Annotated in this window: 25 protein-coding genes and 2 pseudogenes; 11 read left to right on the forward strand and 16 right to left on the reverse strand. The window is 73.4% G+C overall.

Going from position 1 to position 23992, the window contains the following annotated elements; all coding sequences use genetic code 11:
• Positions 1-319: 319 nt before the first annotated feature.
• From QQK45_RS11885 to QQK45_RS11895, 3 genes are read left to right on the forward strand one after another with little or no spacing between them, the layout of a single operon-like run.
• On the forward strand, positions 320-1234 hold the full coding sequence (locus QQK45_RS11885; protein ID WP_284293433.1) for an ABC transporter ATP-binding protein: 915 nt from the start codon (positions 320-322) through the stop codon (positions 1232-1234).
• A complete protein-coding gene (locus QQK45_RS11890) occupies positions 1231-2064 on the forward strand; it encodes an ABC transporter permease (RefSeq protein ID WP_284293434.1) in 834 nt (277 codons plus the stop codon). Before QQK45_RS11885 ends, QQK45_RS11890 begins: the two co-directional genes overlap by 4 nt.
• On the forward strand, positions 2061-2876 hold the full coding sequence (locus tag QQK45_RS11895) for an ABC transporter permease (protein ID WP_284293435.1): 816 nt from the start codon (positions 2061-2063) through the stop codon (positions 2874-2876). The genes QQK45_RS11890 and QQK45_RS11895 overlap by 4 nt, the downstream gene beginning before the upstream one ends.
• A 9-nt stretch (positions 2877-2885) precedes the next feature.
• Here the strand turns inward: QQK45_RS11895 and QQK45_RS11900 are convergent, their stop codons facing one another.
• Entirely contained in the window at positions 2886-3701 is an 816-nt protein-coding gene (locus QQK45_RS11900; protein ID WP_284293436.1) for an SGNH/GDSL hydrolase family protein, read from the reverse strand.
• Positions 3702-3880: 179 nt separating this feature from the next.
• Here QQK45_RS11900 and QQK45_RS11905 point away from each other — a divergent pair, with 179 nt between their 5' ends.
• From QQK45_RS11905 to QQK45_RS11920, 4 genes and pseudogenes are all read left to right on the forward strand, one after another.
• On the forward strand, positions 3881-4195 hold the full coding sequence (locus QQK45_RS11905) for a DUF3263 domain-containing protein (RefSeq protein WP_284293437.1): 315 nt from the start codon (positions 3881-3883) through the stop codon (positions 4193-4195).
• Between the two features lie 141 nt (positions 4196-4336).
• Complete coding sequence (locus QQK45_RS11910; RefSeq protein ID WP_284293438.1) at positions 4337-4894, forward strand: LytR C-terminal domain-containing protein; 558 nt, start codon at positions 4337-4339, stop codon at positions 4892-4894.
• A 195-nt stretch (positions 4895-5089) separates the two neighbouring features.
• Positions 5090-5293: a transcription antiterminator/RNA stability regulator CspE gene (gene cspE, locus QQK45_RS11915; RefSeq protein WP_036947283.1), complete on the forward strand. Its 204-nt coding sequence runs from the start codon at positions 5090-5092 to the stop codon at positions 5291-5293.
• Positions 5294-5328: 35 nt separating this feature from the next.
• A pseudogene (locus QQK45_RS11920) lies at positions 5329-6794 on the forward strand (phytoene desaturase family protein).
• Here QQK45_RS11920 and QQK45_RS11925 read toward each other — a convergent pair.
• Positions 6771-7715 (reverse strand): hypothetical protein, encoded by a 945-nt coding sequence (locus QQK45_RS11925; RefSeq protein ID WP_284293439.1) that lies wholly within the window; start codon positions 7713-7715, stop codon positions 6771-6773. The pseudogene QQK45_RS11920 and the gene QQK45_RS11925 overlap by 24 nt on opposite strands.
• Before the next feature lie 2 nt (positions 7716-7717).
• Positions 7718-8221 (reverse strand): hypothetical protein, encoded by a 504-nt coding sequence (locus QQK45_RS11930; protein ID WP_284293440.1) that lies wholly within the window; start codon positions 8219-8221, stop codon positions 7718-7720.
• A 239-nt stretch (positions 8222-8460) separates the two neighbouring features.
• Here QQK45_RS11930 and groL point away from each other — a divergent pair.
• The 3 genes and pseudogenes from groL to QQK45_RS11945 all read left to right on the forward strand — a co-directional run bounded on the left by groL (position 8461) and on the right by QQK45_RS11945 (position 10918).
• Positions 8461-10085 (forward strand): annotated as a pseudogene (gene groL, locus QQK45_RS11935) (chaperonin GroEL).
• Positions 10069-10593, forward strand: coding sequence for a helix-turn-helix domain-containing protein (locus QQK45_RS23235; protein WP_431310265.1), 525 nt, complete (start codon positions 10069-10071; stop codon positions 10591-10593). The pseudogene groL and the gene QQK45_RS23235 overlap by 17 nt, the downstream one beginning before the upstream one ends.
• Positions 10556-10918: a hypothetical protein gene (locus tag QQK45_RS11945; protein ID WP_284293443.1), complete on the forward strand. Its 363-nt coding sequence runs from the start codon at positions 10556-10558 to the stop codon at positions 10916-10918. The genes QQK45_RS23235 and QQK45_RS11945 overlap by 38 nt, the downstream gene beginning before the upstream one ends.
• Here the strand turns inward: QQK45_RS11945 and QQK45_RS11950 are convergent.
• The 12 genes from QQK45_RS11950 to QQK45_RS12005 form a co-directional block, all read right to left on the reverse strand.
• The gene (locus QQK45_RS11950; RefSeq protein WP_284293444.1) at positions 10893-11195 is read right to left on the reverse strand and encodes a DUF4031 domain-containing protein; all 303 of its coding nucleotides are present in this window, start codon (positions 11193-11195) and stop codon (positions 10893-10895) included. The two genes, QQK45_RS11945 and QQK45_RS11950, sit on opposite strands and share 26 nt — an antisense overlap.
• Before the next feature lie 12 nt (positions 11196-11207).
• Positions 11208-11507, reverse strand: a complete 300-nt coding sequence (locus QQK45_RS11955; RefSeq protein WP_284293445.1) for a WXG100 family type VII secretion target — start codon at positions 11505-11507, stop codon at positions 11208-11210.
• A 130-nt stretch (positions 11508-11637) separates the two neighbouring features.
• Positions 11638-12357: an HD domain-containing protein gene (locus tag QQK45_RS11960; RefSeq protein WP_284293446.1), complete on the reverse strand. Its 720-nt coding sequence runs from the start codon at positions 12355-12357 to the stop codon at positions 11638-11640.
• A 38-nt stretch (positions 12358-12395) separates the two neighbouring features.
• On the reverse strand, positions 12396-12788 hold the full coding sequence (locus tag QQK45_RS11965; RefSeq protein WP_284293447.1) for a sensor histidine kinase: 393 nt from the start codon (positions 12786-12788) through the stop codon (positions 12396-12398).
• Complete coding sequence (locus tag QQK45_RS11970) at positions 12770-14047, reverse strand: HAMP domain-containing sensor histidine kinase (protein WP_284295035.1); 1278 nt, start codon at positions 14045-14047, stop codon at positions 12770-12772. The genes QQK45_RS11965 and QQK45_RS11970 overlap by 19 nt, the downstream gene beginning before the upstream one ends.
• 31 nt (positions 14048-14078) lie before the next feature.
• Entirely contained in the window at positions 14079-14807 is a 729-nt protein-coding gene (locus QQK45_RS11975) for a response regulator transcription factor (protein WP_036947276.1), read from the reverse strand.
• Between the two features lie 54 nt (positions 14808-14861).
• Positions 14862-15479 (reverse strand): NYN domain-containing protein, encoded by a 618-nt coding sequence (locus tag QQK45_RS11980; RefSeq protein ID WP_284293448.1) that lies wholly within the window; start codon positions 15477-15479, stop codon positions 14862-14864.
• Between the two features lie 194 nt (positions 15480-15673).
• The gene (locus QQK45_RS11985) at positions 15674-16465 is read right to left on the reverse strand and encodes a PspA/IM30 family protein (RefSeq protein ID WP_284293449.1); all 792 of its coding nucleotides are present in this window, start codon (positions 16463-16465) and stop codon (positions 15674-15676) included.
• Positions 16466-16523: 58 nt separating this feature from the next.
• The gene (locus tag QQK45_RS11990) at positions 16524-18497 is read right to left on the reverse strand and encodes a TPM domain-containing protein (RefSeq protein WP_284293450.1); all 1974 of its coding nucleotides are present in this window, start codon (positions 18495-18497) and stop codon (positions 16524-16526) included.
• Between the two features lie 128 nt (positions 18498-18625).
• Entirely contained in the window at positions 18626-20290 is a 1665-nt protein-coding gene (locus tag QQK45_RS11995; protein WP_284293451.1) for a DNA repair helicase XPB, read from the reverse strand.
• The gene (locus tag QQK45_RS12000; protein ID WP_284293452.1) at positions 20287-21336 is read right to left on the reverse strand and encodes a helicase-associated domain-containing protein; all 1050 of its coding nucleotides are present in this window, start codon (positions 21334-21336) and stop codon (positions 20287-20289) included. The genes QQK45_RS11995 and QQK45_RS12000 overlap by 4 nt, the downstream gene beginning before the upstream one ends.
• A complete protein-coding gene (locus tag QQK45_RS12005) occupies positions 21219-22526 on the reverse strand; it encodes a hypothetical protein (RefSeq protein WP_284293453.1) in 1308 nt (435 codons plus the stop codon). Before QQK45_RS12005 ends, QQK45_RS12000 begins: the two co-directional genes overlap by 118 nt.
• 364 nt (positions 22527-22890) lie before the next feature.
• Here QQK45_RS12005 and QQK45_RS12010 point away from each other — a divergent pair, with 364 nt between their 5' ends.
• Complete coding sequence (locus tag QQK45_RS12010; protein ID WP_284293454.1) at positions 22891-23520, forward strand: class I SAM-dependent methyltransferase; 630 nt, start codon at positions 22891-22893, stop codon at positions 23518-23520.
• Between the two features lie 16 nt (positions 23521-23536).
• Here QQK45_RS12010 and QQK45_RS12015 read toward each other — a convergent pair whose 3' ends face one another.
• Complete coding sequence (locus QQK45_RS12015) at positions 23537-23971, reverse strand: MarR family winged helix-turn-helix transcriptional regulator (RefSeq protein ID WP_284293455.1); 435 nt, start codon at positions 23969-23971, stop codon at positions 23537-23539.
• Positions 23972-23992 lie beyond the last annotated feature (21 nt).

Below are 23992 nucleotides of genomic sequence, written 5' to 3' on the forward strand. Positions count from 1 at the left end.
CCCACCGTTTACCCGGCGGAATCAACGCGATCCACCGCTAACGAGTGAGTGTCAACGAGCAGACCGACAGCGGTGTCCGCCCTGGTCACGGGCACTATCGGGCACCCACCGCTTATGGACGCGAACGACGGCCCCGTAAGCGAAAGGTCGTCGGTTCGAACCCGACAGGCGGCTCCTCCCGGTCCGGCGGTATCGGCCGTGACCCGTGTCGGCGCTCCTGGTTACGGTGTCCTGGTGCCCATGACACCGATGCCCGAGGGCACGACCACCCCAGCCTGCGCCGCTGACCCGTACCGCCGCGACGTCGGGCGGTGGACCCGTGGTCGCCGCGCGCGGCCTGACGAAGCGCTTTGGCGACTTCGTGGCCGTCGACGGGATCGACTTCGAGGTCGCGCCCGGCGAGTCGTTCGGGCTGCTCGGCCCCAACGGCGCCGGCAAGTCGACCACGATGCGCATGGTGGGTGCCGTCTCGGCCCGCTCGGGCGGCGACCTCACCGTCCTCGGCCTCGACCCCGACGACCACGGTCCCCGCATCCGCGCCCAGCTCGGCGTCGTGCCCCAGGAGGACAACCTCGACGGCGAGCTCACCGCCCGCGGCAACCTCGTCACGTACGGCAGGTACTTCGGGATCCCGCGGTCCGTGTGCGCGCAGCGCGCGACGGAGCTGCTGGAATTCGCGCAGCTCAGCGAGCGGGCCGACGCGAAGGTCGACGAGCTGTCCGGCGGCATGAAGCGCCGCCTGACCATCGCCCGCGCGCTCGTCAACGAGCCGCGGCTCCTCATGCTCGACGAACCGACGACGGGCCTCGACCCGCAGGCCCGCCACATCCTGTGGGACCGCCTGTTCCGGCTCAAGGAGCAGGGCACCACCCTCGTCGTGACGACGCACTTCATGGACGAGGCGGAGCAGCTCTGCGAGCGGCTCGTCGTCGTCGACCACGGCCAGATCATGGCCGAGGGGAGCCCTGCGGAGCTGATCCGCCGGTACTCGTCGCGCGAGGTCGCGGAGCTCCGGTTCGGCACGGACCGCAACGAGGCCGCCGCGCGCGTCCTCGCGGAGGTGGGCGACCGGCTGGAGATCCTCCCGGACCGCGTCCTCGTCTACGCGTCCGACGGCGAGGCGATCCTCGAGCAGGTCGCCGCCCGCGGACTGCGCCCCACCACGAGCCTCGTGCGCCGGTCGAGCCTGGAGGACGTGTTCCTCCGTCTCACGGGGCGGAGCCTCATCGAATGAGCACCACCACCCTGCCCGACGGCGCAGCCCCCGAGGCGCCCGTCCGCCGGCTCGGCGCGTGGTACGTCGCCGAGTACCGCCTGCGGGCCATGAAGGCGTACGGCTGGACGATCGTCGTCGGCGGGCTCGGCAGCCCGCTCCTGTACCTCCTGGGCCTCGGCATGGGGCTCGCGACGTTCATCGACACCCCGGTCGCGTCGGGCCCGCACGGCCCGGTCGACTACGTGGTGTTCGTGGCCCCTGCGCTCCTCGTGACGGCGGCCATCTCGGTCGCGACCGAGGAGTTCACGTACGTGATCATGGAGGGCTTCCGCTGGCGCAAGCTCTTCTGGGGCGTCAACGCGACGCCCGTCGAACCGAGCCAGCTCGCGGGCGGGATCGTGATCGCCGTCCTGGTGCGCATGCTGTTCACGACCGTGGCGTACGCCGTCCTGGCGCTCGCGTTCGGGGCCCTCGGGCACCCGTGGACGGTGCTCGTGCTGCCGTTCGTCGGGATCCTGGGCGGGCTCGCGTTCGGGCTGCCGCTCATGGCGTACTCGGCGGGCCTGACCGAGGACAAGGGCCAGTTCGCGATCGTGCAGCGGTTCATCTTCACGCCGATGTTCCTGTTCTCCGGCACGTTCTACCCGCTCTCCACGCTGCCGGGCTGGTTGCACTGGATCGGCTGGGTGTCGCCGCTGTGGCACGCGACGCAGCTCGGGCGCGTGATCTCGTACGGCGAGAGCGAGCCGGGCTGGCTGATCGCCGTCCACGTCGTGGTCCTGGTCGGGCTGATCGTCGGCGGGTGGCTCGCGGTGCGCCGCCGCTTCACGAGGAGGCTGCGCGCATGAGCGACGTCCTGGCCCCCGGACGTTCGGGCGGGGTGAGCGCCCTCTACGCGGGCAACGCGCGCGCCGTCGTCGCCCGGAACCTCGCCGCCACCAAGACGAGCAACTGGACCGTCGTGCTGTCGGGCTTCTTCGAGCCCGTGTTCTACCTGTTCGCGATGGGTGTCGGGCTCGGCACGTACGTCGGGGACGTGACGCTGCCGTCGGGGCTGCACGTGGAGTACGCCGCGTACATCGCTCCCGGGCTCCTCGCGGTGTCCGCGATGAACGGGGCGGTGTACGACTCCACGTGGAACGTGTTCTTCAAGATGCGCTTCGCCCGGTTGTACGAGGCGATGCTCGCGACGTCGCTCGGCCCCCTCGACGTCGCGTTCGGCGAGATCTCCTACGCGCTGCTGCGCGGCGCCGTCTACGCGACCGGGTTCCTCACGGTCATGCAGGTCATGGGGCTCAACCTGTCGTGGACGGCGGTGCTCGCGCTGCCCGCCGTCGTGCTCGTGGCCTTCGGGTTCGCGTCGTTCGGCATGGCCATCACGAGCCTCATGAAGACGTTCCAGCAGATGGACTGGATCAACATCGTGCTGCTGCCGATGTTCCTGCTGTCGGCCACGTTCTTCCCGATCAGCGTCTACCCGGCGCCCCTGCAGTGGCTCATCCAGGCGATGCCGCTGTGGCACGCGGTCGAGCTGGTCCGCGGGCTCACGACCGGCGACCTCCCACCGAGCACCTGGTGGCACGTCGTCTACTTCGTCGCGATGATCGGGATCGGGCTGACGGTCACCACCCGCCGCCTGCGTGCACTCTTCCTCGCCTGATCTTCGCGGTCAGGTCCAGTCGGTGAGGTCGGGGTACTTCGCGGCGCGACCGTCGCCCGACGACTCGTGCCGCAGGCGCCGGCCGACCCACGGGCCCACGTACTCCCGGGCCCACCGGGCGTTCTCGCGTGCGCGCTCGGAGAACGGTGCGCGGGGCAGCGGGGCGAGCGGCTCGTCCCAGGCTGCGTCGTCGGGCGCGAGCCCCAGCCCGACGAGCGCGGCGTCCGCCACCCGACGGTGCCCCTCGTCGGTCAGGTGGATGCGGTCCGGGGCCCACACGCGCCAGTCCTTGAGCGACCGCATGCCCCACAGGTCCAGCACGTACGCCCCCTGACGCCGCGCGATCGACCAGACGTTCGTGTCGTACACGCCCACCCGCGAGCGCGTGAGCGACACGACCGGGCTCTCGGCGGTGTCGAAGCCCGTGGCGACGAGGACGTCGGCGCCCGTGGCGCGCACCCGTGCGACGGCGTCCTCGAGCCGCTGCGACAGGGCGTCGACGTCGGCGCGGGGCCGCAGGATGTCGTTCCCGCCGCCGACGAGGCTCACGAGATCGGGCCCGAGGTCGAGCGCCCGGGGGAGCTGGTCGTCGATGATCGGCCCGAGCAGCTTGCCCCGCACCGCGAGGTTCGCGTAGCGCAGCGGCTCCTGGCCCGCCGCGACCCGGCGCGCGGACAGCGACGCGGCCAGCCGGTCCGCCCATCCGCGGCACCGGTCCGGTGCGGCGGGGTCGGTGTCCCACAGGCCCTCCGTGAACGAGTCGCCGACGGCGACGTAGGAGGTCCAGCGGGGGGCGGGGGCGTGCGGGTCGGCGCTCGTTGTCACGTGGCCATTGTGTCCCAGCGAGGCGCGCGGTACCGGAGACCGGGGCCGGCCGATGGTCACGGAGGCACGCGGCGCGGACGAATGACACCCGTGTCGTTCGCCCGTACCCTGGGGGAGCCGGGCCAACCCGGCCGTCGTGCGCGGGACGCGCGGACGTCGCGAGGCGAGAGGAAACAGGGATGGGCGAGGCCACCGGCCGGCTCGCGGACGTGTCCGCCGTCGACCCTGTCGCGGACGAGGGCGCCGGGCTCGACGAACGCGACCGGGCGATCCTCGACTTCGAGCGCCAGTGGTGGAAGTACGCCGGCGCCAAGGAGGCCGCGATCTCCGAGCTCTTCGGCATGACCGCGACCCGGTACTACCAGACCCTCAACGCGCTCATCGACACCGACGCCGCGCTCGCGCACGACCCGATGCTCGTCAAGCGCCTGCGCCGTCTGCGGTCCGCGCGGCAGCGCGAGCGCTCCGCCCGACGAGCGGGCTCGGGCGCGTGACCTGCGACGTCGCCGCGGGCGTGGGCGCGACTTCAGGCCCCTTAAGCCCGGCGGTTACCCTGTGCCGGTGAGCAAGAGCTACCGGTACCCCCGGACGAGTTCGACGACGTCCCCGAGGACGCCCCGACGGGCGTCCACCGGGTGCCGCGGAGCCCCTGGCGCAAGGTCCTCCCGTTCGTCGTCGTCGCGGTCGTCTTCGCTGTCGTCGCGTACGGCGCGGTCACGATCGGGTCGAACCTGCTGGGCTCGGGCGACGCCAGCGCGTCCGACAAGTCGACGTCCGCCTCGAAGGACTCGACGACCAAGTCCACGTCGAAGGCGACGACGAGCAGCAAGCCGCAGGCGACGAAGTCCGCCGACGCCGACAAAACCGACGACGCGTCGGGCGGCGACGACGAGGCGGCCGGCGGCGACGTGGACCTCGCGACGTCGATCGACGTGAAGAACGGAGCCGGGAACGTCGCCGGGCTCGCCGCCCGTGGCGCCGACAAGGTCAAGGCAGCCGGGTTCACGACGGTCGGAGCGCACAACTACACGGGCGCCAAGCTCGCCGACTCCGTCGTGTACTACGTCGACGACGCCGACGCGGCGACCGCCAAGAAGGTCGGCTCGGTCCTCGGCATCGACGACGTCGAGCAGGTCAGCGCGCTGAAGGGCGACTCGGCGATCGTCGCGGTGCTGGTCCACGACCTGTCCTGACGGCCACCTGTTCACCTGACGAAACACACCAGCCCGGACCATTCCCCTCGCGCGCGGTCGCGGCTAGGCTCGCACCTGCACCGTGGGCGACCGGCTCGCGGGCGAGATGGCACGGCGATTCGCGAGCGTGCGGCCGGCGTCCGGCACGGGTCCGAGGGGGACCTCCGGCGCAGCCCGCCGCAGAAGGAGACTCAGATGGCCCAGGGCACCGTCAAGTGGTTCAACGCCGAGAAGGGGTTCGGCTTCATCACCCCTGAGGCGGGCGGCCAGGACGTGTTCGTGCACTACAGCGCGATCCAGTCGGATGGTTACCGGTCCCTCGACGAGGGGCAGCAGGTCGAGTTCGAGGTCGGGCAGGGCCAGAAGGGCCCGCAGGCGGAGCAGGTCCGGCCGCTCTGAGCGGCAACGGTCTGGACGGCGGCGGGCACCGAGGGGTGCGAGACGTCGTCGTCGTGGGGGCGGGGCCGAACGGCCTCGCGGCAGCGGTCACGCTGGCACGCGCGGGCCTCGGGGTCCTCGTGCTGGAGGCCCAGGACACGGTGGGCGGTGGCGCGCGCACGCTCGACCTCGGGCTGGCGCACGGCGTCGTGCACGACGTGTGCTCGGCCGTGCACCCGATGGCGTGGGCATCTCCGTTCCTCGAGGCGTTCGGCCTCGCGGACCGCGTCGAGCTGCTCGTCCCCGAGGTGTCCTACGCGCAGCCGCTCGACGGCGGCCGGGCGGGCCTCGCCTACCGTGACCTCGAGCGCACGGTCGACGCGCTGGGTCCCGACGGTGCGGCCTGGCGGAACCTCTTCGGGCGGCTGTCGTCGCACTGGCGCGACGTCGTCGCCGTGGCGCTGGGGGACAAGCGTTCCCTCCCGCCAGGCGTGAGCGGTTCTACGCCGTGGTCGGCGGTGCGCTTCGGGCTCGGGGTCCTCGAGCAGGGCACCCCGGCGTGGAACCTGCGTTTCAAGGGCGACGAGGCGCCGGCGCTGCTCACCGGCATCGCGGCGCACACCATCACGTCGCTCCCCTCGATGGCGGGGGCGGGCACAGCGCTCCTGCTGGGGGCTCTCGCGCACGCCGAGAAGGGCTGGCCGATCCCGCGCGGCGGCTCAGGCGCGATCGTCGCCGCGCTCGTCGCGGACCTCGAGGCGCACGGCGGGGAGATCGTCACGGGACGCCCCGTGGGCTCCGCCGCCGACCTCCCCGCAGCGCGCGCCTACGTGTTCGACACGACGCCCCGCACCCTGCTCGAGGTCTTCGCGGACCGCGTGCCGGAGCGTGCCGCGCGCTCCCTGAACGCGTTCGGCTACGGCAACGCCGCGTCCAAGGTCGACTTCGTGCTGAACGGGCCGGTCCCGTGGAAGCACCCGGACGTGGGGCTCGCGGGCACGGTGCACATCGGCGGGACGCGCCGCGAGATGGCGGTCGCGGAGCGGAGGTCCACGCCGGACGGCACGCGGCGCGGCCGGTGGTGCTGCTCAGCGACCCGGCGGTCGTCGACGACACCCGGGAGGTCGGGGCCCTGCGCCCCCTGTGGACGTACACGCATGTCCCAGCGGGCTCGACGGTCGACCAGACCGAGGCGGTCACCGCGCAGATCGAGCGCTTCGCGCCCGGGTTCCGTGACGTCGTCGTGGCGTCCCGCGCGACGACCGCGGCCGAGATGCCGGCGCACAACGCGAACTACGTGGGTGGGGACATCGCGGCCGGCGAGGTGTCGCTGTACCGGATGTTCGCCCGCCCGACACCGTGGCTCGACCCCTACGCGACCGGGCTCGACGACGTGTACCTGTGCTCGGCGTCGACGCCGCCGGGGCCCGGCGTGCACGGCCTGGGTGGCTGGTTCGCCGCTCGCCGGGTGCTGCGCCGGACGTTCGGGATCCGGTCCCTACCGCAGCTCGGCCGGGACTGACGGAAGGTCGGCGACCGCCGTGCGGGCGTCGTCGTCGGACCCGATCCGCAGGACGCGGCGGGCCCACGGCACGAGCCGCTCGAGGGGCAGGAACGCGAGCCAGCAGATCACGGTCGGCAGGAAGTGGATGCCGAGCGCGATGTACGTGATCAGGTGGAACACGCAGACGAGGACGACCGCCAGGTAGAGCAGCCGCCCGCGGATCCACAGGACGACGGGCGACGTGAGCTCGGCAATGAAGAGGATCCACTGCCCGACCTTGAGGAGGCCGGGATAGTCGATGGACCAGCTCACAGCCGACCGCCCGCGGCGCATCAGCGACCAGACGATGACCGAGCTGTTGGGCCACGCGAAGAGCCCGCCGGTGCGGACGATCTTCTGCAGAGCGGAGCCGAAGTACGTCATGACGACGGCGATCTGGATGCATCGGATCGCCCAGCCCGCGGCCTCCGACGGCGTCTGGTCGGTGAACCGGGCGGGCGGGACCGTCGGCAGGAGAAGCAGTGCCAGCACGAGGGCCATGTGGTCGTGCGACACGTAGGCGAACCCCTGCGAGTTCTCCATCCACGCGAGGAAGACGACGCCGGCGACCCAGCCGGTCACGCGGCCCGCCCACTGGAACGATCGGGCGGCGCACGCCATGAGCACCGGGGTCGCGAGGCACGTGACGACGAGCGTCCACTGCATGACGTAACCGCCGGTGGGCGTGGGCTCGGGGATCGGCAGGATCCGGCCGATGAGGGTGGGCTGGTAGAGCTCGCGCGAGTAGCCGTGCCCGATCACGTCGTGCGTGAGGACGAAGATGTCCCAGATCGTGAAGAGGTACAGGGCGACGCGGAGCACCGCGATGCGGGCCAGCGCGACCGGGGAGAGCCACCAGCGGCCGACAGCGCGGCCGGCTCTGCCGAGGGTGCTCGTCACGTTCACTGCACTCCTCCGGCGGGCACGTGGTAGACGGCGAGCACCTCGACGCTCTCGTCGCCCGTGGGGCGGCCGTCGTGGAGCTTCTTGGTCGAGCGCTTGAGCGTGAGGGTCGCGAGCGGGGGCCGGTGCGGGTAGCGCCACGCGTAGGCGCGGGCGACACCGGCGAGCAGCTCGGGGTCGTCGACGATCCGCTGGAGCTGGCCCTCGATCTCCGCGTGCCCGACGCCGATGCCCATCTGGTCGAGCCAGACCTTGACGTCGTGGCCATCGGCGGTGGTGCCGATGATGAAGGCCGACCTGACCGTGCCGTCCGGGTTGGTCGCGAACGCGTACTGCGACAGGGAGCCGAGCGGGAACCAGTCGTTCGTGTTCTTGAACGTGGTCGGGACGAGCTGGGCGACGAGCAGGACGACGAGCGCGGCCGCTGCGACTGCGATCCGCCACGTCCGAGCGGTCGTGCCGAGCCGACGCGGCGCGACGGTGCGCGGATCGTCGAGTGACATGCCGGGAAGCCTAGCGTTTCGCGACGGGCGTACGGGACCCCCGCCCGGGGAGGCCTGGCGTCTTGCACTCGCCAGGGCCGAGTGCCAATAATGGCGTTAGCACTCTCGCCTTGAGAGTGACAAACCCGGGTCGACCGGCGAGGCTCCGGACCGCACGCGTGACCTGAACGCGCACGGCCGGGCCGTCCGTCGCGGGCGTCGGCAGACCCACCGAAGCCACCAGCGGAGGATCTGTCCCCATGGCCAAGATCATCGCGTTCGACGAGGAAGCTCGTCGGAGCATGGAGCGCGGGCTCAATCAGCTCGCGGACACCGTCAAGGTCACGCTCGGCCCCAAGGGCCGCAACGTCGTTCTGGACAAGAAGTGGGGCGCCCCACGATCACGAACGACGGCGTGAGCATCGCCAAGGAGATCGAGCTCGACGACCCGTACGAGCGTATCGGTGCGGAGCTCGTCAAGGAGGTCGCCAAGAAGACCGACGACGTCGCGGGTGACGGCACCACGACCGCCACCGTGCTCGCCCAGGCGCTCGTGCGCGAGGGCCTGCGCAACGTGGCCGCCGGCTCGAACCCCATCGCGCTGAAGAAGGGCATCGAGAAGGCCGTCGAGGCCGTCACCGAGCAGCTCCTCAACTCGGCGAAGGAGATCGAGACCAAGGAGGAGATCGCCGCCACGGCCGCGATCTCCGCCGGCGACCCGGCGATCGGCGAGCTCATCGCCGAGGCGCTCGACAAGGTCGGCAAGGAAGGCGTCATCACCGTCGAGGAGTCGAACACCTTCGGGCTCGAGCTCGAGCTCACCGAGGGCATGCGCTTCGACAAGGGCTTCCTCGCCCGCTACTTCGAGACGGACCCGGAGCGCCAGGAGGCCGTCCTCGAGGACCCGTACGTCCTGCTCGTCGAGTCGAAGATCTCCAACGTCAAGGACCTGCTGCCGGTGCTCGACCAGGTCATGAAGGCCGGTCGCTCGCTCCTCATCATCGCCGAGGACGTGGACGGGGAGGCGCTCGCCACCCTCGTGCTCAACAAGATCCGCGGCACCTTCAAGTCCGTCGCCGTCAAGGCCCCGGGCTTCGGCGACCGCCGCAAGGCCATGCTCCAGGACATCGCGATCCTCACGGGCGGCCAGGTCATCACCGAGACCGTCGGCCTCAAGCTCGAGAACGCGACCCTGGACCTGCTCGGCCAGGCGCGCAAGGTCGTCGTCACCAAGGACGAGACGACCATCGTCGAGGGCGCGGGCGATGCCGACCAGATCACCGGTCGCGTCAACCAGATCCGCAGCGAGATCGAGAAGTCGGACTCCGACTACGACCGTGAGAAGCTCCAGGAGCGCCTCGCGAAGCTCGCCGGCGGCGTGGCCGTCATCAAGGCGGGCGCGGCCACCGAGGTCGAGCTCAAGGAGCGCAAGCACCGTATCGAGGACGCCGTCCGCAACGCGAAGGCTGCCGTCGAGGAGGGCATCGTCGCCGGTGGTGGCGTGGCCCTCATCCAGGCCGGTGCCGCCGCGTTCGAGAAGCTCGAGCTCGAGGGTGACGAGGCGACCGGCGCCCAGATCGTGAAGGTCGCGATCGAGGCTCCGCTCAAGCAGATCGCCGTCAACGCCGGCCTCGAGGGTGGCGTCGTCGTGGAGAAGGTCCGCAACCTCCCCTCGGGTCACGGCCTCAACGCCGCGACCGGTGAGTACGAGGACCTGCTGGCCGCGGGCGTCAACGACCCGGTCAAGGTCACGCGCTCCGCGCTGCAGAACGCGTCGTCGATCGCCGCGCTCTTCCTCACCACCGAGGCCGTCGTGGCCGACAAGCCGGAGAAGGCTCCGGCCGCGCCCGGTGGCGACGGTGGCATGGGTGGCATGGACTTCTGAGTCCTGCTCCTCTCGTTCGACGGGCCGTCGGCCCCGGCTCCACGCCGGGGGCGGCGGCCCGTCGTCGTACCCGATCCCGTCCCTCCGACGGCACGCCCAGACGCGTCGGGGAAGATGGGGCCATGGACGGGCTGTTGGACCGCGCGCTGCGCCTCCTGTCGGCGTTCGACGACGACGGCGCGCCGCTGACCCCTCCGAGCTCGCCGCGCGTGCGGGGCTCGCCAGCTCGACGGCGCACCGGATCGCGACGGACCTCGAGCGGCTAGGCATGCTCGCGCGGACGGCCTCCGGCGGGTACGTGCCCGGCACCACGCTGTGGTCGCTGGGGGAGCGCGCCCGTCGCGACCCGGCTGCGCGAGGCGGCGCTGCCGCACCTGCGGCGCCTGCACGAGCTGACCGGCGCGCAGGCCCACGTCACGGTCCTCGACCCAGCGGCCCAGGGCGCGGCTCGGTTGCGGTGCGTCGTCCGCGTGCGCAGCGCGGAGCCGGCCGCCGAGAGCCCGGGTGACGAATCCGGGGCCGGGTCGGACGCCGCGCTCAGCGCCGTGGCGGTCGCGCTCGGCCTGACCGGCCCGCCGGGGAGCCGGTCGACCGAGCTCGCGCTGGTCCGGGCCGACGACGGCACGCTCGGCCTCGCTGCCCCGGTCCCGGACGTCGAGGGGCTGCCGGCGGCCGCCGTCGGGCTCGTGGTCGCGCCGGGCGACGACGCAGACGCGGCCGCGCGCCGGGCGGGTCCGCTCGTCGTCGCCGCGTCGCTCGCTGTGGCCCGCGACGTGAGCACCGGCGACGGCGGTTTCCGGCAAGCCGTCAGTCCGGTCGGTCCGACGGTCTGACCGCCCGCCGCTCCGTACGATCGCGGCCGCGCACCCGCAGCCCCGACGCACTGAGCCGCCGGACCATCTCCCGCCGGTCGACGGGCACCGCGCCGGCCGCGACGAGCTCCTCGTACCGCTCGACGGGGTAGTCGTAGTGGTCGAGGTCGAAGGCCCGGCGCGGGATCCCCGCGGCGTCGGCGAACGCGTGCAGCTCGTCAGTCGAGGCGTCGCTGACGAGGTGGCCCCACACGGTCCCGTGCCTCGGCCAGCGTGCGTCGTCGATGAGGATGGTCATGCACCGATCCTCTCAGGCGGGCTCAGCCCCGAAGAGCGCCGCGGCGCCGGCCTCGGCGTCCTCGTACGTCTGCGCCGCGCCCACCATCGCGACCTGGATCCCGCCGAGCGACTCGTCGACCCGGACCTGCACCGCCCGCCAGTCGTCGACCACCGCAGCGAACCGCGCTGCCGCCTCCCCACGCCACGTGCCCTGGAGCTCCTCGAGCCGGTGCAGCATCGCCGCCACCTCGCCGCGCACCGCGGAGGCGGTGCTCTCGACCGTCCGTGCCGCGTGCGCGACGTCGGCGCTGTCCACCTCGAACTTGCTCATGGCGTCCTCCGTTCCCAGGCCCCGGCTGGGCCCGACCGGAGCACGACGCTAGGGCCGCGACCGTGCCGTCGGGGGAGGCCGGTACGAGCCCTGTGCACGACGCACGTCCGGCGCGAGCCGGGGACGGCCGTCAGGACGCGGGATCGGCGGGAGGCACGGCCGCGAGACGGGCCAGCTCCTTGTCGATGCGAGCCTGCTCGGCCTGCAGGTTCTGGCGGGCCGCCTCCTCCCACGCGTGGCCCATCGGGCTCGCGTAGATGGCGGGACGCGCGAGGAAGCGCGACACGATCGCACGCCGCGCCTGCAGGAACTCGGGCAGCGGGATCGCCGCGTACTCCTCGCGCACGGCGCGCAGGTACTCCTTGTACCGCTGCGGCTCGCCGGCCAGGAGCGCGAGGTCCGCGTCGGACAGGACGGCCGCGTCGCCGTCACCGGGCTCCGGGTAGTGCCGGTGGAGCATCGCGACGAGGTCGCGCACGCGGGCCGCGGTGCGCTCCGGGACGCCGAGGCCCGCGAGCTCGTCGTGCGCGAGCAGCGCGCTCGCGTCCTCGTCCGCGCTGCCCAGCGTCGCGTGGTCCGCGTCCGTGTCGTGTGCGAAGACGGCGCCGTGGTACCAGGCGGCCAGCCGGACGGCGTCCGCCTCGTGGGTCTCCTGCGAGAGCTCGTCCACCCGGCCCAGCACGTCCATGAGGTGCCGGACGTTGTGGAACGACCGCGACGGGTGCGACCAGCGGTCGAGAAGCCGCTGTCCTACCGCGCGGACCTCCTCGTCGGACGCTGTCGCGCCCGCGCCCCGGCACGACCGGAGCCACGAGGAGCCGAGCCATTGATGTGCGTCCTGGACGCCCATGCCCCGCCTTCGTCGTACGTGTTCTGACGCCTGCGAGCCTACTCTGACGGGGCGGTCACAGCGGCCACCACGACCGGGACCTCGAGCCGGACCGTCAGACCACCGCCCGGGGTGTCGCGGACCGCGACGTGACCGTCGTGCGCGCCGACGATCGCCGCGACGATCGCGAGGCCCAGCCCCGAGCCGCCCGACGCGCGGTTGCGCGAGGAGTCCGCACGGTAGAACCGCTCGAACACGTGCTGCGCCTGCTCCGTGCTGACGCCCGGACCGTGGTCGCGGACCTCGACGACGCCGCGGGCGCCGTCGTCGGTCAGACCCACGGCGAGCTGGGCGGGCGTGCCCGCCGGGGTGTGCCGGACGACGTTGCCCACGAGGTTCGCGAGGACCTGCCGCAGGCGGTCCTCGTCGCCCGTCACGACGACGTCGGGCACGGCCGGGCTCGTGTCGTGGGGGCCGGGGGCGTGAGCGAGACGAGCGACACGGTCCGCGACGGGTCGAGGGCCTCGAGGTCGCGCTTCGCGTCCTGCGCGAGGGCCGTCAGGTCCACGGGCTCCTTGCGGACCGGGCGACCCTCGTCGAGCCGTGCCAGCGCGAGGAGGTCGTTGACGAGCGTGCCCATGCGGCTCGCGGAGTCCTCGATGCGGCGCATGGTGTCGTCCACCTGGTCCGACGTCGTCAGCGCGCCCATGCGGTACAGCTCGCCGTACCCGCGGATCGTCGCGAGCGGGGTCCGGAGCTCGTGCGAGGCGTCCGAGACGAAGCGGCGCATCCGCCCCTCCGAGGCCTCCTGGGCGGCGAACGACTCCTCGATCTGCGCGAGCATCGCGTTGAGCGACGCCGTCAGGGAGCCCACCTCGGTGGTCGGGGGCTCCTGCGGGATGCGTCGGGCCAGGTCGCCGCCCGCGATCGCGGCCGCCGTCGTCTCGATCGCGTGCAGCGGGCGCAGCTCGCGCCGGATCAACCAGTACCCGAGCGCCGCCCCCGCGATGATCACCGCGAACGCCGTCAGGCCGAGGACCTTGCCGAGCTGGTGGACCGTCGACTGGACGTCCGCGAGCGGGAGGCCGACGTAGACGATGACCGTGTCGCCCGTCGTGGTCGGGTACGTCATGGCGAGGAGGCGCCACTGGGTGCCGCTGTTCTTGCCGTCGTCGTAGTAGGCGTTGACCGTGAAGGCCTCGCCTCCGCGCACCTTGACCTGGAGCGGGGTCAGGTCGGGGACCTGAGGGGCCCCGTAGCGGTCCGTGACGTGGCCCCAGGTGTACGAGCCCGACTCGCCGTCGGTACCCACGACGTCGACGTAGTACTCCGACGGCAGGAAGCCGTTGTTGACAGCCGTGCCGTGCTGCATCTGCGACACCTGGGACACGACGGTCATCACGTTCTGCGTGAGCTCGTCGTCGACCTTCCCCACGAGGTACCGCTGGACGAGCGTGATGCTCGCGACCGCGGCCACCACGAGTCCGACAGCGAGCAGCGCGGAGACGATCGCGACGAGCCGCGACCGCAACGGGATGCGCGCCCACCAGCCCCACCGGGGCTGCCGGGGGTGCGTCGACGTGCAGGACGCGCGGGCCGTCGTTCGGCGCGGGCGTGCCGCCGGCGCGAACCGGGCCGCCGGCCCCGGCCGGGCCGGAGCGGGTGTCTCGTCCACGTCGACCTCGACGGTCGTCTTGCCGGACTGCTTCATGAACGTCACGGGGTGCCCGCTGTCACGACGGTTACCGCGGGGGCTGGCGGAGCAGGTACCCGACGCCGCGCTTGGTCTGGATGAGGGCGGGCAGCGGCACCTGCTCGCCGTCCGGACCCGTGGTGGTGAGGGTGTCGATCTTGCGGCGCAGGTAGGAGATGTAGGACTCGACGATGTTCGCGTCGCCGCCCCAGTCGTACTGCCACACGTGGTCGAGGATCTGCGCCTTCGACAGCACGCGGCCGCCGTTGAGCATGAGGTAGCGCAGCAGCTTGAACTCGGTGGGGGACAGCTCGACGAGCTGGCCGGCCCGGTGCACCTCGTGCGAGTCCTCGTCGAGCTCGAGGTCGGCGAAGCGCAGGACGGCGGTGTCGTCGGGCTCGGCGTGCGTGCGGCGGAGCACGGCGCGGATGCGGGCGACGACCTCCTCGAGGCTGAACGGCTTGGTGACGTAGTCGTCGCCGCCGACCGTCAGGCCCGCGATCTTGTCCTGCGTGTCGTCGCGCGCCGTCAGGAACAGGACGGGCGTGTACTGGCCCTTCTCACGCATGCGCCGGGTGACGGTGAAACCGTCCATGTCGGGCAGCATGACGTCGAGCACGACCAGGTCAGGGTCCAGGTCGCGTACGAGCTTGAGCGCGTTCTGCCCGTCCGCGGCGGCATGCACCTCGAACCCGGCGAACCGCAGCGACGTGGACAGCAGCTCACGGATGTTGGGCTCGTCGTCGACGACCACGAGCCGCGCCTCAGGACTCCCCATGGATCGAGTGTGTCCCCGTTGCCTGGAGAATTCCTGGCAACGGGCCGGGAGCCGTCAGAGGAAGCGCAGCGGGTCGAACTCCTCGATCGGGATGATCCGCACGCGCGGCAGCGGGGTCTGGAAGGCCTGGACGTCGTGCTCCAGGTCGAGGATCTCCAGGCCGCGGCTCGCGAGCTCCGTCATGCGCAGGTTGACGAACTCGCGGAAGCCCAGCAGGCCCACGCGCCGGTCCTCGCCCAGCAGCGCCTCGACCTGCGGGATGAAGTCCCCGTCGTGGCTCGCGAGGACCACGTTCCCCGGGCGGTCTCGCAGCGCCTCCAGGGTGCGCTGGATCCCCATGTCGACGACCTTCTCGGTCCCGTTGCCCGCGAGGGGGACGGGCCGGTAGCTCATCGCGAGGAGCGCCTGGACGAACGGCATCGGGAGCTGGCCGGACGTCGCATTGAGGAAGAACAGCGGGATGACCGGCGCGCCCCACTGGGTTCCCACGAACGACGCGATCCGGTCCCACCGCGGGCGCTCGTCGGGGCTGGGACGGTGACCGAGCACGCTCATCCCGAGCGTCGCGTCGATGTTCTCGCCGTCCACGAGCAGGTAGGTCGGGACGTTCGTCACGGCCAGGCCCGCCGCGGGCTGGTCGGACGGGGCGGGGTTCGCGCTCGGGTCGCTCATGCGGTCAGCCTATCGGCGGGAGCGCCGTCGTCCGCGAAGTACCCCTCCCGGGGGCCTGCTTCGCGGGGAGGGGTGGCAAGGGGAGGGGCGGGTCCGGCCGTCGTCGGCTGGACCCGCCCCGGGAGCCCGCGCAGAGGTGCACGCGCGGTGTGCAGTCCTGGTTGCCTTCCGAGCCCGCGCCCGGTGGTCCCGACCTAGGACTGCGCGTCGGTGGCCGGCGGCGCGGCGATCTCGGGCGTCACCGGGGTGGGCGCGACGGCGGGGGTCGCCGGACCGGAGCCCTTGAGGGCGGCCAGGCGCGCCTCGATCTCGATCTCCTCGCCGGACGTCTCGAGCTCCGCGAACTGCGCGTCCAGCGACGACGCCTGGATCTCGGCCTGGCCCTGCGCGAGGGCCTCCTGGCGGCGGACCTTCTCCTCGAACCGCGAGACCTCGCTCGTCGGGTCGAGGACGTTGATCGACCCGATCGCGCTCTGCACCTGCTGCTGGGCCTGGGCCGTCTTCGCACGGGCGACGAGGGAGTCACGCTTCGACTTGAGCTCGCCCAGCTTGTCCTTCATGGTCGCGAGGCCGGTCTTGAGCTTCTCGACGGTCTCGCGCTGGGAGGCGATGAGGGGCTCGGCCTGCTTGACCTCCTGCTCGGCCTGGATCTGCTTGCCGAGCGCGACCTTCGCGAGGTTGTCGAACTTGTCGGCGTTCGCGGTGTCGCCCGCCGCACGGTACTTGTCGGCCTGCGTGGAGGCGGCGAGCGCCTTCTGGCCCCAGTCCTGCGACGCGTGGACGTCCTCGTTGTAGTCCTGCTCGGCGAGCCGCAGGTTGCCGATCGTCTGCGCGACGGCCTGCTCGGCTTCCGCGATGCTGTTCGTGTAGTCGCGGACCAGCTGGTCCAGCATCTTCTGCGGGTCCTCCGCGTTGTCGAGCAGCGCGTTGATGTTCGCCTTCGTGAGCTGGGCGATGCGCCCGAAGATGCTCTGCTTCTCGGCCATGTCCTTGCCTCTCCGTCGTCCGTGCCGTGCCGTGCCGTTGCTGCTGGGTCGTCCGTGCTCAGAAGCGTCCACCGGTGCTGCGGTCCCCGCCGCCCCCGCCGCCCCCGCCGAAGCCGCCGCCACCCCCGCCGCCGCCCCAGCCGCCTCCGCCTCCGCCGAAGCCGCCGCCCCCGCGCAGGATCGAGTCGATGAGGATCCCGCCGAGGATCATGCCGCCCACGTTGGAGCCGCCGCCCCCGCCGGGGCCGCGCTGCTGGTTCGACCAGGTCTCGACGTCGCGCTGCGCGAGCTGCTGCGCCTGCTGCGCGTACTGCTCGGCCTGCTGGGCCAGCGTGAGGGCCTGCTGCGGGTCGGAGTCCTTGAGCGCGAGCGCCTGCTGCAGCAGCCGCGCCGCCTCCGACAGCCGGGTGCGGGCCTCGGGTCCGACGGCGCCCTTGCGGGTGTCGATGAAGTCGTTGACGGCGCGGGTCTGCGAGTCGACGCGGCCGATCGTCTGGTCGAGGAGCGCGCGGGCCTTCGCGTCGGCCTCGGCCTTCTCGCGGAACGGGGCGAGGGCCTCGTCGAGCGCGGCCTCCGCGGACGTCAGCCCGGCCTGGGCCGCGAGCGGGTCGCCGCCGGTGCGGGCGGTGCGGGCGGCGCTCACGGCCGCCTGCGCGGGGCCGACCGCGCCCTGGACGCCGGGGTCGGTCGGCGCGAGCCGTTGCGCGTCGGCGAGGTCCGACGTGATGGACGCGATGCCCTTCTCGAGGTTCTCGCCCGCGTGCGCGAGGTTCTCGCCCGCGTGGTCGACGGCGTCGAGCAGGGTCGCGGCCTGCCCGACGGCGGTCCCTGCGGCCCGCGAGCGGGCGACGGCCGCGCCACGGTCGCCCCGCTCGACGTCGGCCCGTCCCTCGGCCACGGAGCGCAGCGCCCCGTCGAGGAGCGCGGCCGCCTGGTCGGGGTTGCCGGTGACGGACGCGAGCGCCGTCGGCGGGTAGGTCCGGGCGAGCTCGGTGAGCGTCGCGCGCGACGGGTCGATGCGCGCCCGGAGCTCGCCGGCGCGCTGCTCGACCTCGTCGAGGACCTCCGGGGCCCGGGCCTGGAGCTGGCGGAGCTCGTCGAACTTCGCCGCCTGCGCCTTCATGGTGTCCGACGCCGCGCGGCACAGCGTGACGATCTGGATCAGCATCCCCCGGGCCTGGGGCTCGATCTCGGGCTGGTCGTCGTCGAGCCGCTGACGGAGCGTGAACGCCTGCGCGACCTTCTGCTTGGCGTCGTCGAGCGCGACCTGGAACTCCTGGGTGGCCTCCTGGCCGAACTGGGCCTGCGCGAAGCCCAGCTCCTGCTCGGCGGACTTGGCGTCGTCGTCGAGGGTGACGAGCGCGTTCGCGGCGCGCTTCTGCAGGTCGGCGGTCGTGAGGGCGGCGAGCGCCTCGGGGGCGTCGGGGTCGGTGCCGGGCGGGACGTAGCGGCCGCCGGCCTTCGCGAGGTTCCGGCCGCGGCGCGACGCGCGGACCACGAAGACCACGATCACGACCAGCACCCCGAGCCCGAGGACCCACCAGATCCAGGCGCCCGACGAGCCCGAGCCGCCCTCGAGCGCCTGCGCGCCCGCGATCGCGGCGCCCGCCCAGTCGTCGTCGGACAGGTGGGAGCGGATCGCGTCGTCGGCCTTCGCGAGGTCGTCGTCGGACAGGACCGACGTGGGCGCCTCGACGCGCAGCCCGTAGGCGCGGTCGTCGACGGCGACCGCGAGCAGGAGCTGGTTCTGCCCGAGCTGGGACAGGTCGGCCGTCTGCTTGGCCCAGTCCGAGCCCGACGCGCCGTCGAACGAGGACACGTAGACGACCCACAGGTCGAGCTGGGTCTTGTCCGACAGGTCGTTCAGCGCGGCCTGGACGTCCGACTCGTCCGAGCCCTTGAGCGCACCGACCTGGTCCGTGATCGGCCCGGACAGCCGGAACGGCGCCACCTGCGGGAGCGGCGCCGTCGCGCCGGCCGACGACGGCACGAGGAGGACGGGCACGAGGACGAGCGCGAGCAGCGCGAGCACGACGGTCGCGAGCGACCGCCGCGGACGGGGAGGGGGCCACGTCCCGATACTTCCGTGCGGCCCGGCGGCCCGCAACCAGGCTGGGGGTGTAAGGAGGTTTTCTCACCCGCCCCGGGATCGATCCCTGGTCAGCTCGCGCGCTCGGCGTCCAGGGTGTCGTCCAGGTCCTCCGCGTCGACGATCCGGTACGCGTAGCCCTGCTCGGCGAGGAACCGCTGCCGATGCGCCGCGAAGTCCTGGTCCACCGTGTCCCGCGCGACGACCGCGTAGAAGTGCGCGGTCCGGCCGTCGTGCTTGGGGCGCATGACGCGGCCGAGGCGCTGGGCCTCCTCCTGGCGCGACCCGAACGACCCGGAGACCTGGATCGCGACCGACGCCTCGGGCAGGTCGATCGAGAAGTTCGCGACCTTGCTCACCACGAGGTGCTGGATCTCGCCCGTGCGGAACGCGTCGAACAGGCGCTGGCGCTCGCGGACCGTCGTCTCGCCCGTGATGAGGGGCGCGTCGAGGTGCTCGGCGAGCTCGTGCAGCTGGTCGATGTACTGGCCGATGACGAGCGCCTGGTCGTCGGGGTGCTTCGCGAGGATCTGCTCCACGACCCGGTTCTTGCCCGACGCCGACGCCGCGAGCCGGTACTTGTCCTCCGGCTCGGCGGTCGCGTAGGCCATGCGCTCGCCGTCGGGCAGGGTGAGACGGACCTCGACGCACTCGGCGGGCGCGATGTAGCCCTGCGCCTCGATGTCCTTCCAGGGGGCGTCGAAGCGCTTGGGGCCGATGAGCGAGAAGACCTCGTCCTCGCGGCCGTCCTCGCGCACGAGGGTCGCGGTGAGGCCGAGGCGGCGGCGCGCTTGCAGGTCCGCGGTCATGCGGAAGATCGGCGCGGGGAGCAGGTGCACCTCGTCGTACACGACGAGTCCCCAGTCGCGGGCGTCGAGCAGCTCGAGGTGGGTGTAGACGCCCTTCCGCTTGGTCGTGAGGACCTGGTAGGTGGCGATGGTGACGGGCTTGATCTCCTTGCGGGCACCCGAGTACTCGCCGATCTCGTCCTCGGTGAGGCTCGTGCGCTTCACGAGCTCGTCCTTCCACTGCCGGGCGCTGACGGTGTTCGTCACGAGGATGAGCGTCGTCGTGGAAGACTTCGCCATGGCGCCCGCGCCGACCAGGGTCTTCCCGGCCCCGCAGGGCAGCACGACGACGCCGCTCCCGCCGTGCCAGAAGCTCTCCACCGCGTGCTCCTGGTAGGGGCGCAGCTCCCAGCCGTCGGGGGTCAGGGCGATGTCGTGGTGCTCGCCGTCGACGTACCCGGCGAGGTCCTCGGCGGGCCAGCCGAGCTTGACCAGCACCTGCTTGAGGTGGCCGCGCTCGGACGGGTGCACGACGACGGTGTCCTCGTCGATCCGCTCGCCCAGCAGCCCGGCGGTGCGCTTGGACCGCAGCACCTCGGTGAGGACGGCCCGGTCGAGGGACTGCAGGACCAGCCCGTGCGTGGGGTGCTTGACGAGCTGGAGGCGGCCGTAGCGGGCCATCGTCTCCGCGACGTCGACGAGCAGCGGGTGCGGCACCGGGTACCGGCTGAAGTCCATGAGGGCGGCGACGACCTGCTCGGCGTCGTGCCCGGCCGCGCGCGCGTTCCACAGGCCCAGCGGCGTGAGCCGGTAGGTGTGGACGTGCTCGGGAGCGCGCTCGAGCTCCGCGAACGGGGCGATCGCGCGCCGCGCCTCGGCGGCACGGGGATGGTCGACCTCGAGGAGGAGCGTCTTGTCGCTCTGGACGATCAGCGGTCCGTCGGTCATGCGTTCTCCGTGGGGGTGGTCGGGGTCGGGACGACGCGCGCGATCCGGTGGACCGCGACCGTGAGCTCGGCGTCGCGGGCCGGGTCGACGGCGCGCAGCCGGCCCCCATCGAGGCGCAGCGGTCGGACCGTGCGGGTCACGGGCACGCCGCGCGCGTCGACCGTCTCGAGGGAGACGAGAGCCTGCTCGGCGATGGCGTCGTGCAGGAGGCCCAACAGGTCGCCGGGCTCCGTTGTTCCGTGTGGCGTCGTTCCCCGTGGCGCCGCGGTCCGTCGCTCCGTGGTCGGGATCGCGCCGGCCGTGGGCGCCCCGTCGCCGTGGGCCGGCCGGTCCACGGTGAGCACCGCGCCGTCGCGGCCCCAGCCGGCGTCCGCGTGGGCCAGGGCGTCGCGGGACCGCAGCTCCGCGACGACGGCCTCGGCACGGGCCGCGACGAGCCCCGCCGCCCGGGCGGCCCGTTCGGCGGGGGCCGAGGCGGGTGCGCCGGTCGGGGTGCCGTAGCGGGAGCGTCCGCGGCGGCGTCCGGGCGGGACGGTGCGGGGCCGGTCGGCCTCGGCCGTCACGGTCCGGCCCTGGTCGTCCTCGAGAGCGGCGCTCACGCCCGACGACGCGAGCGCGGCGCGCAGCTCGGCAGCGGACACGTGCGCCGCGAGGACGGTGGGGCCGAGCTGGTGCAGGCCGGTGGCCCGCAGGGACGGGTCGGCCAGGAACGACGCGACGAGGGCGGGGTCGTCGACGCGCACGTAGCTGAGCGCCGCGCCCACGCGCACCCGGCCGAACCGCCGCGCCGCGTCGCGGACGAGGTACTCGAGGGGCTGCGGGACGGACCCGCGCGTGTGCCGAGCGAGGGCCGCGAGGAGGGTGTCGGCATCGCCCGCGCTGCCCGCCGCGAGGGCCCGCGTGACCGAGTCGAGCGTGAACCGGACCGTCAGCGCGCCGCCCCGCGACTCGATCGCAGCGGCGTCGTCGAGGAGCCGGGCGAGGTCCCGCGTGGGACGGCCCGGGACGATGCCGGTGAGGTCGCCCTGGAGGAGCAGGTCGTCCACCTCGGGTGGCAGGACGGCGTCGAGCGCGGCGACCGGGTCGGCGCCGGGGCCCGAACCGCCGTCGGCCTCCGCGAGGAGCGCGGCACCTGGAGCGCCGAGCGTGCCCAGCGCGACGACGCCCAGCAGCTCCGCGCCGCGCCAGACGCCCGCCACCGCCTCCCGGGGCGGGACCGCGCGCGGGGTGGTCCAGGCGAGGACGTCCTGGACGTCGTCGTCGGCGAGGGTGCGGGCGACGACGCGGCGGCGTCGAGCACGGTGCGCCGCAGCCGCGCGGCCCAGCCCGCGGTGTGCGTCGGGTCGAGGGCCGAGCGGAGAGTGCCCGCCGCGTCGCGGGTCGTCGCGACCCACGGCGTGCGCGACGACGTCAGCCAGGCGCGGGCGAGGTCGGCCCAGCGGCCGGCGACGTCGTCCGTGAGCCAGGCGTCGACGAGCGTCGTCGGGACGAACGAGGCGGGGACCTCGCCGTCGTCGGCGACGAGCTCGGCGGCGAGCGCGAGCTCCGCGACCTGGGCCGCGGTCGGCTCGTCGACGTCGAGCCGCAATGCGAGCCGGCGCAGGTCGCGTGCGCCGAGGCCCCCGGTCCGCAGGACGGGCGGAGGCGCCTGCTCCCACGCGCGCACGAGGTCGGTCACCAGCCGCACGGCCTCCTCGGCGGCGCGGCCGGCCTCGGCGTCGACCGTCGCGGCCGGGTGCGGCGCGCGCTCCGGCACGGGCGGCGTGGGCCGGACGTCGCGGTGGGTCAGCCCGCCCCGCAGGGCCAGCGACACCGGCGCCGGGACCGCCACGCGACCCGCGTCGTCGCCGCCGAGGCGCTCGAGCAGACCGTGCGCGACCAGCCAGTCCGTCGCGGTGACGGCCCGCGCCTCCGAGCGCGGCGCGACGCCCACCGGCAGGCCCCACGTGAGGGCGTCGAGGATCGCGCGTGCGCCGGGCGGGGCGTCGTCGAGCGGGGCGAGCGCGCGGTCGTCCGGGGCGGTCGCGGGCTCGGGCGCGAGGAGCCCCGCGGGGTACGGGCCGAGGGACTCGAGGACCCCGGGGGCCGCGCGCAGGTCGGGGGCCGCACCGGGCGCGGCCGCGTCCCACACGAGGGCCAGGACCTCGAGCCGCTCGGCCGTGGCGCTCGCGGCAGGCGCGAGGTCGTCCGCGGGGACGTCGTCGGCCGGGGCGAGGCCCCCGACGACGGCGCCCACGTCGAGCGCGTGCGGCGTCCGGTCGTGGGGCTCGGCCCCCGCACGGCGAACGCCTCGAGCACCTGCAGCGCGAACGTGTCGAGCTCGGCGAGCGCGCGGTCGACGCTCGTGCGGCCCGTCGCCCGGGCCGCGAGCGAGCGGATCGTCGAGGGGGAGGGGCTCGCCAGGTCCGGGCGGGCGCGCAGCAGCGCGACGAGCGCCGTGTCGTCCCGGTCACGCAGCGCCTCGCTGAACGAGCGGGCGCCGGGCGATCCGACGGGTGCGGCGCCGGCGCTCGGCGGGGTGCTGCGGTCGGGCCTGGCCATCCGATCGAGTCTACGGTGCGGGCGCCGAGGCCGAGAGGTCCGCCCGGACGGTCCTCAACGTGGGTGCGGGCGCCGGCTCGTACGAGCCGCGTGACCGGGACGTCACGCCCGTGGAGCCGTCGGCGACGATGCGGGCGCAGCGTCCGGCGGGGCTCGCCCCTGCGGTCGACGCCACCGCCGAGTCGCTGCCCTTCGACGACGACACGTTCGACGCCGCCATGACGACGTTCTCGGTGCACCAGTGGGGCGACCTCGCCGCCGGGCTGGCGGAGGTGCGGCGCGTGACGCGCGGCCCCGTCGTCGTGCTGACGTGCGACCCGGCCCTGCTCGAGCGGTTCTGGCTCGCGGAGTACGCCCCCGAGGTGATCGCCACCGAGGCCCGTCGGTACCCGGAGTCCGAGGTGATCGGGACGCTGCTCGGGCGGGGCGCTGTCGTCGGGTCCGTGCCGATCCCGCTCGACTGCACCGACGGGTTCGGCGAGGCCTACGACGGGCGGCCCGAGCGTCTGCTCGAGCCGGAGGTCCGCGCGGCCATGTCCGCGTGGAGCTTCGTCGGCGACGCCGTCCATGCGCGGTTCGTCCGGGACCTCGGCGCCGACCTCGGGTCGGGGGCGTGGGACGCGCGGCCCGGGCACCTCCGCACGCAGCCGACGTTCGAGGGCTCGCTCGTGCTCGTCGTCGCGGGCTGAGCGCGGCGCACGTCCGTCAGTCGGTCGGCTCCTCGGCCACCGCGGCGAGCCGGTGCAGCGCGTCGAACACGAGGTCGACGTCGTCGCCCAGCGCGGCCTTGAGGACGCGGTCGTAGTCGATCGCGGCCTCGCGCATGCGCTCGAACGACGCGCGCCCCTCGGGCGTGAACGTGATGCGCTGGACGCGGCGGTCGTGGTCGTCGCGCGTCCGGGTGACGAGCCCGCGCTGCTCGAGGCTCGTGAGGTGGTGCGTGAGGGTCGCGTCGGTGATCCCGACCGTGCGCGCGAGGTCGCGCTGGGTGGCGTGACCGCCGTCCGAGAGCGCCAGGAAGATGAACCAGACGGCGCGGTTCCCACCGGCCGCGTCGAGCCGCCGCTCGAAGGCCTTGTTCACGGCCTGGGTGGTCTCCCAGAGCGTGATCCCGAGCGCCCTGTGCTCGCCGAAGCTCATGGACCGAGCCTAGCCGCACTC

The sequence above is a fragment of the Luteimicrobium album genome, assembly GCF_030161555.1.
Classification (GTDB): Bacteria; Actinomycetota; Actinomycetes; order Actinomycetales; family Cellulomonadaceae; genus Luteimicrobium; species Luteimicrobium album.

What these genes read in the sequence shown, in the direction of transcription:
- QQK45_RS11890 (WP_284293434.1), top strand. Translation starts at nt 1,231, where the DNA reads ATGAGCACCACCACCCTGCCCGACGGCGCAGCCCCCGAGGCGCCCGTC.
- QQK45_RS11895 (WP_284293435.1), top strand. Translation starts at nt 2,061, where the DNA reads ATGAGCGACGTCCTGGCCCCCGGACGTTCGGGCGGGGTGAGCGCCCTC.
- QQK45_RS11905 (WP_284293437.1), top strand. Translation starts at nt 3,881, where the DNA reads ATGGGCGAGGCCACCGGCCGGCTCGCGGACGTGTCCGCCGTCGACCCT.
- cspE (WP_036947283.1), top strand. Translation starts at nt 5,090, where the DNA reads ATGGCCCAGGGCACCGTCAAGTGGTTCAACGCCGAGAAGGGGTTCGGC.
- QQK45_RS11930 (WP_284293440.1), bottom strand. Translation starts at nt 8,221, where the DNA reads ATGTCACTCGACGATCCGCGCACCGTCGCGCCGCGTCGGCTCGGCACG.
- QQK45_RS11950 (WP_284293444.1), bottom strand. Translation starts at nt 11,195, where the DNA reads ATGACCATCCTCATCGACGACGCACGCTGGCCGAGGCACGGGACCGTG.
- QQK45_RS11955 (WP_284293445.1), bottom strand. Translation starts at nt 11,507, where the DNA reads ATGAGCAAGTTCGAGGTGGACAGCGCCGACGTCGCGCACGCGGCACGG.
- QQK45_RS11960 (WP_284293446.1), bottom strand. Translation starts at nt 12,357, where the DNA reads ATGGGCGTCCAGGACGCACATCAATGGCTCGGCTCCTCGTGGCTCCGG.
- QQK45_RS11970 (WP_284295035.1), bottom strand. Translation starts at nt 14,047, where the DNA reads ATGAAGCAGTCCGGCAAGACGACCGTCGAGGTCGACGTGGACGAGACA.
- QQK45_RS11975 (WP_036947276.1), bottom strand. Translation starts at nt 14,807, where the DNA reads ATGGGGAGTCCTGAGGCGCGGCTCGTGGTCGTCGACGACGAGCCCAAC.
- QQK45_RS11980 (WP_284293448.1), bottom strand. Translation starts at nt 15,479, where the DNA reads ATGAGCGACCCGAGCGCGAACCCCGCCCCGTCCGACCAGCCCGCGGCG.
- QQK45_RS11985 (WP_284293449.1), bottom strand. Translation starts at nt 16,465, where the DNA reads ATGGCCGAGAAGCAGAGCATCTTCGGGCGCATCGCCCAGCTCACGAAG.
- QQK45_RS11995 (WP_284293451.1), bottom strand. Translation starts at nt 20,290, where the DNA reads ATGACCGACGGACCGCTGATCGTCCAGAGCGACAAGACGCTCCTCCTC.
- QQK45_RS12015 (WP_284293455.1), bottom strand. Translation starts at nt 23,971, where the DNA reads ATGAGCTTCGGCGAGCACAGGGCGCTCGGGATCACGCTCTGGGAGACC.